This is a genomic window from Roseibium sp. LAB1 (assembly GCF_054658235.1).
The window spans coordinates 61,100-74,369 of record NZ_BAAGIB010000001.1 but is presented as its reverse complement, the minus strand read 5'-3'; the positions used below and the strand labels follow the sequence as shown (position 1 = coordinate 74,369).

Below are 13,270 nucleotides of genomic sequence, written 5' to 3'. Positions count from 1 at the left end.
ACCGAAAGTGATGCCGGGAGGAACGGGCATCTTCGGATTGACCGCCAGGTCTTGAGAGACAGCTGCCTGACAGGCAGACGCCGGATTGTCCGGCATGTGGAGGATTTCCGGTCCTGGCGGAGCCGGAGCAGATATTCGGGAGAGAAAAAATGGCTGTTGAGGGGATTGGCGCCCGTGCCTTGCGTAAGGAAGACAAGCGCTTCATTACAGGCAAAGGCAAATACACCGACGATATGACCATGCCGGGCATGGGGTATGCCGCGTTCGTTCGCTCGCCGCATGCACATGCAAAGGTCACGGGAATTGATGCGAGCGCAGCTCTGGCGATGCCGGGCGTTGACGCTGTTCTGACAGGCGACCAACTGGTCGGCGATGGCATCGGCAACCTGATCTGTGGCTGGATGATCCATTCCAAGGACGGTTCACCGATGAAGATGGGCGGCTGGCGCGCCCTTGAGCCGGAAATCGTTCGCCATGTTGGCCAGGCGGTTGCAGTCGTTGTTGCCGATACACAGGCACAGGCACGTGATGCCGCCGATGCAGTCGTCGTCGACTACGAGGAACTTCCTGCCGTCATCGATCCGCTGGAAGCGATGGAGGCTGGCGCTCCCCAGATCCATCCGGAAGCTGAAGGCAACCTGATCTATGATTGGGAAATCGGCGATGAAGCTGCCACGAACGCAGCTTTCGAGAACGCCGCCCATGTCACGCGCATGGAAATCCATAACAACCGTCTTGTTCCGAACGCAATGGAGCCGCGGGCTGCGCTTGCCGGTTACGACGCGGCCGAGGAGCACTATACGCTCTACACGACCTCCCAGAACCCGCATGTGGCCCGGTTGGTGTTGTCGGCCTTCTACAACGTTGCCCCGGAAAACAAGCTGCGCGTGATTGCACCTGATGTCGGCGGCGGCTTCGGTTCCAAGATCTATATCTATCCGGAAGAAATGGTCTGCCTTTGGGCATCCAAACGCGTTGGCCGGCCGGTCAAGTGGGTGTCTGACCGGACCGAAGCCTTCCTGACGGATGCGCATGGCCGCGACCACCGGTCGGAAGCAGAACTCGCCCTCGATGCTGACAACAAGATCCTTGGTCTCAGGGTCAAGACCATCGCCAATCTCGGCGCTTACATGTCCCTGTTCTCGTCTTCGGTGCCGACCTATCTTTATGCGACGCTTCTGTCGGGGCAGTACGATATCCCGGCGATCCACGCCAATGTGAAGACGGTCTATACCAACACCACACCGGTTGACGCCTATCGTGGTGCTGGCCGGCCGGAGGCGACCTACCTTCTGGAGCGGATCATGGAAACGGCGGCACGCGAAGTTGGCCTGTCGCCAGCGGAGTTCCGCCGCAAGAACTTCATCCGCTCGTTCCCGCATCAGACGCCAGTGATCATGTGTTACGACGCTGGCGACTATGACGCGACACTGGATGCCGCGTTGAAAGCTGCCGACTATGACGGCTTTGCTGCCCGCAAGGCGGAGGCTGCTTCCCGTGGCAAACTGCGCGGCATTGGTCTGTCCTGCTACATCGAGGCGTGTGGTATCGCACCGTCCGCCGCGGTTGGTTCGCTTGGTGCCGGTGTCGGCCTTTGGGAATCTGCCGAAGTGCGGGTGAACCCCGTCGGGTCGATCGAGGTGCTGACAGGCTCGCATAGCCATGGTCAGGGACACGAGACCACCTTTGCCCAGCTGATCAGCGAACGTTTCGGCCTGGATACCAATTCGGTCTCGATCGTTCATGGCGACACCGACAAGGTGCAGTTCGGCATGGGAACCTACGGTTCACGGTCCGGTGCCGTCGGCATGTCGGCAATCGTCAAGGCACTCGACAAGGTCGAAGCCAAGGCGAAGAAGATCGCAGCTCACCTGATGGAGGCCTCCGAGGGAGACATCCAGATCGAGGGTGGCGAGCTGAAAGTTGCCGGTACCGACAAGAAACTGACCTTCACCGAGGTAGCCCTTGCAGCCTATACGGCTCACAACCTGCCGGAAGGCATGGAGCCTGGCCTGAAGGAAGGCGCGTTCTACGATCCGACCAACTTCACCTTCCCGGCGGGAACCTATGTCTGTGAAGTCGAAGTGGATCCTGAAACGGGCAAGACGGAAGTTGTCAATTTCGTCGCGGCTGACGACTTCGGCAACATCATCAACCCGATGATCGTTGAAGGTCAGGTCCATGGCGGCATTACGCAGGGCATTGGACAGGCGCTTCTGGAAAACGCGTCTTACGATGAAAACGGCCAGCTGCTGACGGCATCCTACATGGACTACTGCATGCCGCGTGCCGACGACGTACCGTCCTACAATCTGTCGACGCATGTGACGGCCTGTCCGGGCAACCCGCTCGGCATGAAAGGCTGCGGCGAAGCGGGCGCCATCGGTTCACCGCCGGCCGTGATCAATGCGATCACGGATGCGATCGGGGACAACAGCCTGTCGATGCCGGCGTCACCGGAAAAGGTCTGGGCGCTGTACCATGCCGGCATGAAACAGGCGGCCGAGTAACGCCACAATCGGGATTTGCGGGCGGGACAATCCGCCCGCCATTTAAAAGTTAGAAATCCGGGGAGACCCAGCATGTATGAAACGACGTATCACAAGGCCGGATCGGTTGCAGAAGCCGCCTCATTGATGGCCAGTGCCGATGACGGCAAAATCCTTGGTGGCGGTCAAACCCTGCTGCCGACCATGAAACAGCGGCTAGCCGCTCCGAGTGACCTGGTCGATGTGACCAAGATCGCGGACATGTCAGGCATCAGCGCCAACGGCGATGGTGTGACCATCGGCGCAGCTACAACCCATTTCGAGGTGTCATCTTCCGATTTGGTGAAGCAGAAGCTTCCGGGTCTGGCTTCACTGGCCGGTGGCATCGGCGACCCAGCTGTCCGCCACATGGGGACCATTGGCGGTTCGATTGCGAACAATGACCCCGCAGCGGACTATCCTGCTGCACTTGTGGCTCTCGGGGCGACCGTTGTCACAAGCAAGCGGGAACTGGCAGCCGAAGAGTTCTTCACCGGCATGTTTGAAACAGCCCTAGATGAAGACGAAATCGTCGTCGCAGTCCGGTTCCCTGGAGCTGCGGCCAGTGCTTATGCCAAATATCCAAACCCGGCATCGCGTTATGCCATGGCAGGCGTCTTTGTCGCCAAGGGCAGTGACGGTTCCGTCAAGGTTGCGGTTACGGGTGCAGGGCAGGGCGGTGTCTTCCGCATGTCGGCCATGGAAACAGCACTTGCCGGCAATTTTTCTCCCGACGCCGTCGCGGGCATTGCGCCGGATGCGGACGATCTTCTGTCCGACATACACGGGTCTGCTGCCTATCGCGCAAACCTGGTCACAGTCATGGCAAAACGGGCTGTCCAGAAGGCGTAACGAACCTCCCGGTAACCTGAAAGAAAACCCGGCCGATAAAAATCGGCCGGGTTTTGTTTTTCTGGCGTAGATGGGGAATGCTTGCCTTGCTGATCCTGTCCAGCAAGCTGGCTTCTTGTCAGGATCCCCGACCGGACTGTAATGGAACCTGTCACACTGACTGTTGCCGTGTTTGTCAGAGCACCAGTATGGGCACTTCAGCGCCGGCTTCCAGAGCCGGTGCATGAGGCGGACGAACCACAAGCGCACCAGATTTTGCCAACAGGTTCAGCATGGAGCTGTCTTGACGGGAAAACGGCGTTACGATCAGTCGGTCGTCCTCGGACTTGGACAGCGTTGCCCGTACATAATCCTGCCTGCGATCATTTTCTGGCAGTGGGGCGGCGAGGGTGGCGCGTTGCGGGCCGGATTGTTCCGGCGTCTGGCCGAGCATTGCCTGCATGAGCGGCTTCAGGAACAGCAAACCGCAGATGAGACTGGAGACAGGGTTTCCTGGCAGCCCAAGCACCTTGGTGCCGCCCAGACGTCCCGCCATCAGGGGTTTGCCCGGTCGCATCGCAATTCGCCAGAACGCCAGGTCCATGCCTTCCTGTCCTAGAACATCCTGTACGAGATCGTGATCTCCGACTGAGGCGCCGCCAAGCGTGACCAGAATATCGGCCTTCCCTGTGATAGCTCGTCTGACATGGTTCGCCAGCGCCACCGGCTCGTCCGGCGAGATGCCGAGGTCCAGCGGTTCGCCGCCGCAATCTTCGACCAGTGCAGCAATCCCGGCATGGTTTGACGCTATGATCTGATCCGGTCCCGGTTCCATTCCCGGTCGAACGAGTTCGTCCCCGGTTGCCAGGATCGCGACCCTGGGCCGGCGATGCACCGGCAAAGCGGCGTGGTTCATGGCGGCCGCGAGGGCAAGGTGACGGTAGGCTAGTTTGAGCGGTGGTTGAAGCAGGACATTGCCTGCTGAAAAATCCAGCCCGGCGGGCCGCACGAATGCACCTTTCGCGGGATTTTCCAAAACGGTTATGCGTTCACCGTCTCGCTCCGCGTTTTCCTGTATCAGGATCGTGTCCGTGCCGGCCGGTACCGGTGCACCTGTAAAGATCCGCACCGTTTCGCCAGCGCGAACCGTTCCGGAAAATCCATGCCCGGCAGGAGCTTCGCCGACAACTGTCAAGGAGGTGGGGGCGGCTGTCAGGTCGTCATGGCGAATGGCGTATCCGTCCATGGCCGATGCTGCGAATGGAGGTTGCGTCCGTGTGGAGACGAGCGGTTCAGACAGGTATCTGCCGTTGGCGTTCTCGAGCGGAACGAACTCTGTTTCCAGGGGCTCTACTCCTGAAAGCAGTTTCGTCAATGCATCGGCGACAGGCATCAGGCTCATCAGGTGCCACCCAGGCTGCCGTCTTTGTCGATCGTCCAATGACCGGACTTGCCCCCGGCCTTTTCAACCAGCCGGATATCACCAATGACCATGCCTCTGTCGACGGCCTTTGCCATGTCGTAGATGGTCAAGCAGGCCAGTGAGCACGCGGTCAAAGCCTCCATCTCGACACCAGTCTGGCCACTGACCTTGGTTGTCGCCGTCACAATCAGGCCGGGCAGATCTTCATCCGTGTCAATGTCGATGGACACTTTGGACAACATCAGCGGATGACAGAGCGGGATCAGTTCGTGTGTCTTCTTGGCCGCCAGGATGCCGGCTATCCGTGCTGTGCCGATAACGTCACCCTTCTTGGTGTTGCCGGACCGGATGAGATCCAGCGTCTCCTGACGCATGGTGACTGTTCCGCGTGCGACGGCAACTCGGTGCGTCACGGTTTTTTCGGAAACATCCACCATATTGGCGAATCCTGTCGCATCCAGATGGGTCAGTTTGGGGTCCCGATCGGCCATGTCCGTTCAGACTGTCTCGGAGAGGGCCGGGCGGGCCAGGAGTGTTCTGGTGGCCGAGGCGACATCATCCTGGCGCATCAGGCTTTCACCGATCAGAAACGTCGAAATGCCGACCTTGTTCATCCGGGCCAGATCAGTCGGGGTGAAAAGTCCGCTTTCTCCAACGATGATCCTGTCGTCCGGAATACCGGGAGCAAGGTCTTCACTTGTTTCCAGCTTGGTTTCGAAGGTTTTGAGATTGCGGTTGTTGATGCCGAGCAGGCGGGACGACAACTTGAGGGCGCGTTCCAGTTCTTCCGCGTTGTGGACCTCGAGCAAGACGTCCATTCCCAGGTCGAGCGCGGTGTCTTCAAGAACTTTGGCCATGTCGTCATCGACAGCGGCCAGAATGATCAGAATGCAATCACCGCCCCAGGCTCTGGCTTCATAAACCTGGTAGGGATCGTAGAGGAAGTCCTTGCGTAGCGCTGGCAAGGCTACTGCGTCACGCGCCGCGGTCAGGAATTCCGGCTTGCCCTGAAACGACGGTGCGTCTGTCAATACAGAGAGACAGGCTGCGCCGCCTTCTTCATATGCCTTGGCCAAAAGCGGCGGGTCGAAATCTTCCCGGATCAGGCCCTTCGATGGGCTGGCCTTCTTGATTTCGGCAATAAGCGCGTAGTCACCGGCTGCATGCTTGGCTTCGATCGCCTTGCGGAACCCGCGCGGAGCACTCACGTCAGCGATACGAGCCTTGAGATCGTCAATCGACACAGACGCTTTGGCGGCGGCGATTTCCTCACGCTTGTAGGCTTCGATTTTTTGAAGGATATCAGCCATGTCTTATCCGTTCGACGCTGCGATCAGCTTTTCCAGAGTGTCGGCAGCAGAGCCGCTGTCAATGGATTGAGCCGCCATCTCGACACCGTCTCTCAACGTTTCCGCCTTGTCTGCAACAAGCAAGGATGCAGCCGCATTGAAGAGGACCACATCGCGATACGCGTTTTTCGCTCCTGCCAGAACGTCTCGCAGCGCTTTAGCGTTCTCCGAAGGAAGCCCGCCCTTGAGATCTTTCGGATCGGAAATGGCAAGACCGACATCCTGTGGCGAGATTTCAAAGGAGCGGATCGTCCCGTTCTTGAGTTCGGCGACGGCGGTCGGACCGGTTGTTGTAATTTCATCCATGCCATCTGAGCCGTGCACGACCCAGGCTTTTTCCGAGCCAAGTTCGCGAAGGGCTTCCGCCAGAGGGGCCACCCATTTGAGGGCAAACACACCGACCATCTGTCGCTTGACACCTGCCGGATTGGTCAGCGGACCGAGCAGATTGAAGATCGTGCGCGTGCCGAGTTCCATGCGGGTTGGCCCCACGTGTTTCATGGCTGCATGGTGTAGCGGGGCGAACATGAAACCGATTCCCGCCTTGTTAATGCAATCGGAAATCTTCTTGGCATCTATATCGATGTTGACGCCGAGTTCTGCAAGCGCTTCCGCCGCACCGGACTTTGATGACAGCGACCTGTTGCCGTGCTTGGCGACCGGAACACCGCTGCCGGCAACGACAAGTGCCGTGCAGGTCGAGATGTTGTAGCTGCCGGAATTGTCACCGCCCGTTCCCACGATATCCATCGCGTTGGCCGGAGCTTTCACGGGGATCATCTTGGACCGCATGGTGTCGACAGCACCCGTCACTTCGGCAATGCTTTCACCGCGCACACGCAAGGCCATCAGAAATCCGCCGAGCTGTGACGGCGTGGCGGATCCCGACAGGATTACCTCAAAGGCTTCGCGGGCTTCTTCAGGGCTCAAGGCGTGGCCGTCCGAAACCTTGGCAATGAGGTCCTTGAATGTGCTCATGTCGTCATTCCATTTTCAAACAGATCAATTCCGGTCCAGCCCGATCAACTGGGCGATGCCGGCATTGTTGATTTCAACACCTGCCTTGGTTTCCTGGTCGGAAATGAACTGACCAAGCAACGTGTCCTGGATCTGCTGGGATAGCTGTTGCCCCAAGGCTGCCACCTGCGGCGCTTCGGTCTGGAATTCCGGAACATTCGAACCGGTAACCTTCAGGACAATCCGGCCATTGCCATCGCCGGTTTCGGTGACGGCTGCCGTTCCGACGGGGCCGTTGAACACAGCCGAGACGGCATCCTGTCCAAAGTCTCCGGACGGCGTGTTCCGCTTCAGATCTGCGGCGGATTTCACTTCAAGCCCGGTTTCCGCGGAAAGTGCGATGAACGGTGTGCCGCCTTCCACTTTTGCCAGGAGGTCGGCCGCGGTATTGCTTAACCGCTTGGCAAGTTCATCCTTCTTCCAGGCGGCAATAACGTCATCGCGGACTTCGTCCAGCGTGCGTTCGCGCGAGGGAATAACCTTGGCAACGTCGTACCAGAGGAACCCCTGCTCGCCGAGCTGCAGGACGTCGTTTTCAATGCCGATATCGCTGTCGAATGTTCCCGCAACAAGGCCTTCCGCGTCAGGTAGGGTTGCAGGTTTGCCGTCTTCACCGTTTCCGGATGCATCGAACGCGGCCGGAGTTTCAACCGTCAGTGAGAACCGTTCGCCGACTTCATCCAGCAGGGCACCGCCGGCGCGGGCATCCTCAACTTCATCGAGCAGATCAAGGATTTCCCGTTCGGCCTGTTCCTTGGCCAGGCTCTGGACGATTTCATCCTTTACCTCTTCGAACGGCTTGGTGCTTTCGGGAAGAATTTCTTCGACGTTCAGAATGACTGTCGAGAAACGGCCTTCGACGGCGCCACTTGTTGCACCTTCTTCAAGGCTGAACGCGGCGTCACCGATAGCCTCGTCCAGAAAATCGGCTTTCGCCATCTCCCCGAGGGCAACATCATTGTTGGCAAGGTTCCGTTCGCTCATGAGGTCGTCGAAGGTCTTGCCATTCGCAATCTCCGCGGCTGCTTCTTCAGCAGCCTGCTGGGAAGGGAAGGACATCTGGCGGATCTTGCGCCGCTCCGGCTGGAAGAAATCTTCCGCGCGCCGTTTGAACTCGGCACGTGCGTCTTCTTCTGAAATGTCATCGGGGCGCGCCAGGGAGGTCGGCGTCAGCGCGACATATTTGATTTGGCGGTACTCGGGAGCGCGGAAGTCATCCTTCTTCTCTTCGAAGTAGGTGGTCAGGACGCCCTCAGCCGGATCCTCGATGTTTCCGATGAAGTCCGGCGTAACGATCAGATAGTCCGCGCTGCGCGTTTCGTTCTGATAGGCGTCCAGCGCCTCCAGGTACGTCATCGGCGCTTTCATGCTTCCCGCGATACCTTCAGCGAGCTGGGCGCGTTCAGCGACCTTGCGGCGTTCGACGACATATTCGTCGTCCCGATAGCCGCTTGCCTGCAGAACCTGTTGCAGACGGTTCTTGTCATATCGGCCGCCCGGTCCCTGGAAGGCTGGATCGCTCTGGATAATCGTGGCCAGGCGTTCATCCGAGACACCGAGCTTCATGTCTAGCGCGGTGTTGTTCATCGCCGCTTCGGCAACAAGCTTGCCAAGCGTTTGCTGAGGAACTCCGATAGCCGCACCTTCTGCCGGCGTCAGCTGGCGGCCGAACTGCTGAGCCAGCCGCCCGAGGTCCTGCCTGTAGGCCCGGTCGAAATCGAACAGGGAGACTTCCGTGTCGCCAACCTTGGCCGCGGTGTTCTGGCCGACATCGGTCAGAAATCCGCTAATGCCCCAGACGGCAAAGCTCAAAATCAGCAGAGCAATAAACAGTTTGGCAACCCAGGTACCAGCGCCCTTGCGCAGCGCGTCAAGCATGACGACTCCCGTATTCTACTTCTTTCCGGCAGCCGGTGTTGCCGGCTGAATTCAGAACCGGCCTAGGCCGGAGCGGGCGGATCATAAAGACGCCGCGCCGCCGCCGCAAGGCGGCCTTTTACAAACTTCGGAAGGGATTTGGGTTTTCCCGTCTTCTGGGTGATTGCAACGCATCAGCGCTTCTGCTCTATAGGCGGCAAATCATGGATCATGCCGTGGGAGACACTGAATATGAGTGCAGCGATCAAGCCGCTGGTGGCCGGGAACTGGAAAATGAACGGCCTGAAGGCTAATCAGGCCGAAGTCTACAAGATGATTGCCGGAATCGGCGACGATCTGGCGGATTCGGTCGATGCGATGATCTGCGCTCCGGCGACGCTGATTGCTGCCATCGCCGACAAGGCCGGTAAAGGATCGCTTTCGGTAGGCGGTCAGGATTGCCATATGGCAGCTTCTGGCGCCCACACCGGCGATATCTCCGCCGAAATGCTTGCCGATGCCGGCGCGAAAGCCGTGATCGTAGGCCATTCGGAGCGGCGGACCGATCATGGCGAAAGCGATGTTGACGTCAACGAAAAGGCCAGGGCAGCCTGGCGAGCCGGCCTTGTCGCCATTATCTGCGTCGGGGAAACGGAAGCCGAACGAAAGGCCGGGCAGGCGCTTGCAATTGTCGAACGTCAGCTGAACGGGTCCGTTCCGGACGGTGCTACGGCCGAGAACTGCGTGATTGCCTATGAACCTGTGTGGGCCATCGGCACCGGTTTGACCCCGACTGCGGGTGATGTGGAAGAAATGCACAAGGCCATGCGGGACAATCTTTCAGGCCGGTTCGGCGAAGAAGGCGCTTCCATGCGACTTCTGTATGGTGGTTCGGTCAAACCGGGGAATGCCCGGGAACTTATGGCTGTCGCAAATGTTGATGGTGCGCTGGTTGGCGGGGCGAGTCTGAAGGCAGAAGACTTCCTCGGTATTCTGGCCGCTTATTCTTGATGACACCGAATATATTGTGCCCGGCCTTGAAGCTTCTGTGACGAAGGCGCAATTGAAGGGTAGAAAGCTGGCGGCGTCTGGTGTAGAAGGCCGCCAATCTTGAATTCAATGAAGAATGGCGTTCGATGGAAACCGTAGTCATCGTAATCCACTTGATGGTCGTCCTGGCCCTGGTGCTTGTTGTCCTCCTGCAGCGCTCCGAAGGCGGTGCGCTTGGCATCGGTGGCGGAGGCGGCGGTCTGATGTCCAGCAGGGGAACTGCGAACATTCTGACGCGTGCAACCGCCGTTCTGGCGGTGGCTTTCTTCGCCACTTCGCTGACGCTTAGCCTGATTGCCAAGAATCAGGACCGCCCGGGTTCGATTCTGGATGCCGTGCCGACGGCAACTCAGGAAGTGCCGGCCACGACGGACGGTTCTACCGAAGGCGGTTCAGGTGGTGTTCTCGATTCGTTGAAACAGCTGAATCAGCAGCAACCTTCCGGACCTCAGGTCCCGGCCGCGCAGTAAGGCGGCCGAACGGGTCTTCAGGCCCATTCATCCGACATATGCCCTGCGGTTTAACTCGCAGGGCATTTTTATGTGTTGAGAACGCAACTCCCGAGTGGCCAAGACGCCCTCGGCAAGGATATGGTATTGGTCCATGGCGCGATACATTTTCATCACTGGCGGCGTGGTCTCCTCGCTTGGAAAAGGTCTTGCTTCTGCGGCACTGGGCGCATTGCTCCAGGCCCGCGGATATAAGGTCCGACTCCGCAAACTCGATCCCTATCTGAACGTCGACCCGGGCACTATGAGCCCGTATCAGCATGGCGAATGCTTTGTGACCGACGACGGAGCGGAAACAGACCTCGATCTCGGCCACTACGAACGGTTCACCGGGCGTCCTGCAAACCAGCAGGACAACATTACCACCGGCCGGATCTACCAGGACATCATAGCCAAGGAACGGCGTGGCGATTATCTGGGCGGAACGGTCCAGGTCATTCCGCATGTGACCGACGCGATCAAGAACTTCGTCGTGACCGGTAACGAGGGCTACGATTTTGTCCTTGTCGAAATCGGTGGAACGGTGGGCGATATCGAAGGGCTTCCGTTCTTTGAGGCGATCCGTCAGCTCGGTAATGATCTTCCACGGGGCGACGTTGTCTATGTGCATCTGACCCTGATGCCCTACATTCCAAGTGCCGGCGAAATGAAGACGAAGCCGACGCAGCACTCGGTGAAGGAACTGCGTTCCATCGGTATTCAGCCGGACATCCTGATGATCCGCTGCGATCGTCCGATCCCGGAGACGGAAAAGCGGAAGCTGTCGCTGTTCTGTAACGTTCGCGAGAGTGCGGTCATTCCTGCTTACGACGTCAAGTCGATCTACGACGTGCCGATTGCCTACCACAAGGAAGGTCTTGACGACGAAGTGCTGGCAGCGTTCGGCATCAAGGGCGCACCCGCACCGGTGCTTGACCGTTGGAACGGCATTTCCCAGGCGGTTGCCAATCCGGAAGGCGAAGTCAAGATCGCAATCGTCGGCAAATACACTGTTCTGAAGGATGCCTACAAGTCGCTGATAGAGGCGTTGGTCCACGGCGGTATCGCCAACCGGGTCAAGGTCAATCTCGAGTGGATCGAATCGGAAACCTTCGAGAAGGAAGATCCGAGCCCGTACCTGGAAGGTGTGCACGGCATTCTCGTGCCGGGTGGCTTCGGGGAACGAGGCGCTGAAGGCAAGATTGCCGCGGCCAACTTCGCGCGCACGCGCAAGATCCCGTATTTTGGTATATGTTTCGGCATGCAGATGGCGGTTCTTGAAGCTGCCCGCAATCTTGCCGGCATCACGGAGGCAAACTCCACCGAATTCGGTCCGGCGAAGGAGCCTGTGGTCGGCCTGATGACCGAGTGGACCAAAGGCAACCTGAAGGAAGTGCGCGATGCTGAAGGCGATCTGGGCGGGACGATGCGCCTGGGCGCTTATCCGGCAGCCTTGAAGGCTGGGTCAAAGATTGCGGAAATCTATGGGACGACCACGATTTCTGAGCGTCATCGCCACCGGTACGAGGTCAACATCGGCTACCGTGATCAGCTCGAGCAATGCGGACTTATCTTCGCCGGGACATCGCCTGATGGCGTTTTGCCGGAAACGGTTGAAATCGCGGATCATCCCTGGTTTGTGGGAGTTCAATATCATCCAGAACTGAAGTCACGCCCGTTCGATCCGCATCCGCTGTTCGCATCGTTCATCAGCGCAGCGGTTCATCAGGGCCGTCTGGTCTGACCGGACAGGGCGGGAAGGGGACAGGAAACATGGTGCGCGGGCTCGATCACCTCGTCGTTGCGGTGAAGGATCTTGAGGCCGCGGGCCAGGCCTGGAGCGATCTCGGCTTCACGGTAACACCCGAAAACCGCCATTCCTGGGGAACGGCCAATCGATTGGTCCAGCTCGACGGTTTCTTCGTCGAGCTTTTGTCCGTCGCTGATCCTGAACTCATTTTCGAAGCTTCTGACGACGTTTTCTCATTCGGGGCTTTCAATCGTGATTTCCTGGGGGACAGGGAAGGCGCCAGCATGCTGGTGCTGGACAGTGTCGATCCGCAGAAGGACAGGGCCGATTTCCGAAAGGCCGGAATGAGGCTCTACGAGCCGTTTTCCTTTGAGCGCACAGCTAATCTATCCGATGGCAGCAAGGTGCAGGTTGCTTTCGACCTCACGTTCACAAGCGATCCGCTTGCTCCGGAGATCGGTTTCTTCACTTGTCACAACCGATTCCCGGAAAATTTCTGGAAAGAAGCTTTCCAAGACCATGCCAATGGCGCTGATAACGTCAAGGCAGTCTATTTCGTCGCCGGAGATCCTTCGGATCATCATGAGTTTCTTGGCGGGCTGACAGGTCAGCGCGAAATGCGCGCCAGCAGCCTGGGACTGGCACTCAAGACGACGCGGGGTGTCATATCCGTTCTGACGCCTTCGGCCTACGCGTCACTGGTTGGTGCCGAGGCGTCCGAACAGGTTTCCGGTCCCTTGCCGCAAATTGCTGCTCTGGAGATCGGCTGCAAGAGGTTGGCGGAACGTAAGATCATCCCGGCAAGCCAGCTTTTCGGTTTGACATTGATCCTGACCCCGGAAGTGACGTAGCCGAACGTTCTGGTTTGTTCCAGCAATAAGGCAGACGCTTCTGCCAGCTGGACATTCCCGGTCTGGCTTCGATGAATTTCTCGATCATCTCTATTTTCAGGGGCAGTAATTTGAAGATTGGCAACC

General features: G+C 58.6%; 11 protein-coding genes. 6 read left to right on the top strand and 5 right to left on the bottom strand.

The features are described 5' to 3' along the window. Window positions 1–149: 149 nt before the first annotated feature. Both ACYQ54_RS00335 and ACYQ54_RS00330 read left to right on the top strand, forming a co-directional pair. On the top strand, window positions 150–2,510 hold the full coding sequence (locus tag ACYQ54_RS00335) for a xanthine dehydrogenase family protein molybdopterin-binding subunit (protein ID WP_460078288.1): 2,361 nt from the start codon (window positions 150–152) through the stop codon (window positions 2,508–2,510). Window positions 2,511–2,582: 72 nt separating this feature from the next. Beyond that, window positions 2,583–3,380, top strand: a complete 798-nt coding sequence (locus ACYQ54_RS00330) for an FAD binding domain-containing protein (protein ID WP_460078287.1) — start codon at window positions 2,583–2,585, stop codon at window positions 3,378–3,380. A gap of 175 nt (window positions 3,381–3,555) precedes the next feature. Here the strand turns inward: ACYQ54_RS00330 and ACYQ54_RS00325 are convergent, their stop codons facing one another. The 5 genes from ACYQ54_RS00325 to ACYQ54_RS00305 are packed head-to-tail and all read right to left on the bottom strand — an operon-like array spanning window position 3,556 to window position 9,026. Beyond that, entirely contained in the window at window positions 3,556–4,761 is a 1,206-nt protein-coding gene (locus ACYQ54_RS00325; protein ID WP_460078285.1) for a molybdopterin molybdotransferase MoeA, read from the bottom strand. Beyond that, window positions 4,761–5,273, bottom strand: a complete 513-nt coding sequence (moaC, locus tag ACYQ54_RS00320) for a cyclic pyranopterin monophosphate synthase MoaC (protein ID WP_460078282.1) — start codon at window positions 5,271–5,273, stop codon at window positions 4,761–4,763. The genes ACYQ54_RS00325 and moaC overlap by 1 nt, the downstream gene beginning before the upstream one ends. A gap of 6 nt (window positions 5,274–5,279) precedes the next feature. Beyond that, complete coding sequence (gene trpC, locus ACYQ54_RS00315) at window positions 5,280–6,092, bottom strand: indole-3-glycerol phosphate synthase TrpC (protein WP_460078281.1); 813 nt, start codon at window positions 6,090–6,092, stop codon at window positions 5,280–5,282. A 3-nt stretch (window positions 6,093–6,095) separates the two neighbouring features. Then, complete coding sequence (gene trpD, locus ACYQ54_RS00310) at window positions 6,096–7,109, bottom strand: anthranilate phosphoribosyltransferase (RefSeq protein WP_460078278.1); 1,014 nt, start codon at window positions 7,107–7,109, stop codon at window positions 6,096–6,098. 24 nt (window positions 7,110–7,133) lie between these two features. Next, a complete protein-coding gene (locus tag ACYQ54_RS00305; RefSeq protein ID WP_460078276.1) occupies window positions 7,134–9,026 on the bottom strand; it encodes a peptidylprolyl isomerase in 1,893 nt (630 codons plus the stop codon). A 231-nt stretch (window positions 9,027–9,257) separates the two neighbouring features. On the opposite strand from ACYQ54_RS00305, the gene tpiA reads away from it, so the two are divergent. The 4 genes from tpiA to ACYQ54_RS00285 all read left to right on the top strand — a co-directional run bounded on the left by tpiA (window position 9,258) and on the right by ACYQ54_RS00285 (window position 13,144). Beyond that, entirely contained in the window at window positions 9,258–10,016 is a 759-nt protein-coding gene (tpiA, locus tag ACYQ54_RS00300; protein WP_460078273.1) for a triose-phosphate isomerase, read from the top strand. Window positions 10,017–10,141: 125 nt separating this feature from the next. Beyond that, entirely contained in the window at window positions 10,142–10,525 is a 384-nt protein-coding gene (gene secG / locus ACYQ54_RS00295; protein WP_460078272.1) for a preprotein translocase subunit SecG, read from the top strand. A 133-nt stretch (window positions 10,526–10,658) separates the two neighbouring features. Further along, a complete protein-coding gene (locus ACYQ54_RS00290) occupies window positions 10,659–12,287 on the top strand; it encodes a CTP synthase (protein WP_460078270.1) in 1,629 nt (542 codons plus the stop codon). Window positions 12,288–12,316: 29 nt separating this feature from the next. Further along, on the top strand, window positions 12,317–13,144 hold the full coding sequence (locus ACYQ54_RS00285) for a VOC family protein (RefSeq protein WP_460078268.1): 828 nt from the start codon (window positions 12,317–12,319) through the stop codon (window positions 13,142–13,144). The last annotated feature ends 126 nt before the right edge of the window (window positions 13,145–13,270 follow it).

Coding starts and splice junctions, on each gene's coding strand:
- ACYQ54_RS00325 (WP_460078285.1), bottom strand. CDS start 4,761: ATGAGCCTGATGCCTGTCGCCGATGCATTGACGAAACTGCTTTCAGGA.
- trpD (WP_460078278.1), bottom strand. CDS start 7,109: ATGAGCACATTCAAGGACCTCATTGCCAAGGTTTCGGACGGCCACGCC.
- ACYQ54_RS00290 (WP_460078270.1), top strand. CDS start 10,659: ATGGCGCGATACATTTTCATCACTGGCGGCGTGGTCTCCTCGCTTGGA.
- secG (WP_460078272.1), top strand. CDS start 10,142: ATGGAAACCGTAGTCATCGTAATCCACTTGATGGTCGTCCTGGCCCTG.
- ACYQ54_RS00335 (WP_460078288.1), top strand. CDS start 150: ATGGCTGTTGAGGGGATTGGCGCCCGTGCCTTGCGTAAGGAAGACAAG.
- tpiA (WP_460078273.1), top strand. CDS start 9,258: ATGAGTGCAGCGATCAAGCCGCTGGTGGCCGGGAACTGGAAAATGAAC.
- moaC (WP_460078282.1), bottom strand. CDS start 5,273: ATGGCCGATCGGGACCCCAAACTGACCCATCTGGATGCGACAGGATTC.
- ACYQ54_RS00330 (WP_460078287.1), top strand. CDS start 2,583: ATGTATGAAACGACGTATCACAAGGCCGGATCGGTTGCAGAAGCCGCC.
- trpC (WP_460078281.1), bottom strand. CDS start 6,092: ATGGCTGATATCCTTCAAAAAATCGAAGCCTACAAGCGTGAGGAAATC.
- ACYQ54_RS00285 (WP_460078268.1), top strand. CDS start 12,317: ATGGTGCGCGGGCTCGATCACCTCGTCGTTGCGGTGAAGGATCTTGAG.
- ACYQ54_RS00305 (WP_460078276.1), bottom strand. CDS start 9,026: ATGCTTGACGCGCTGCGCAAGGGCGCTGGTACCTGGGTTGCCAAACTG.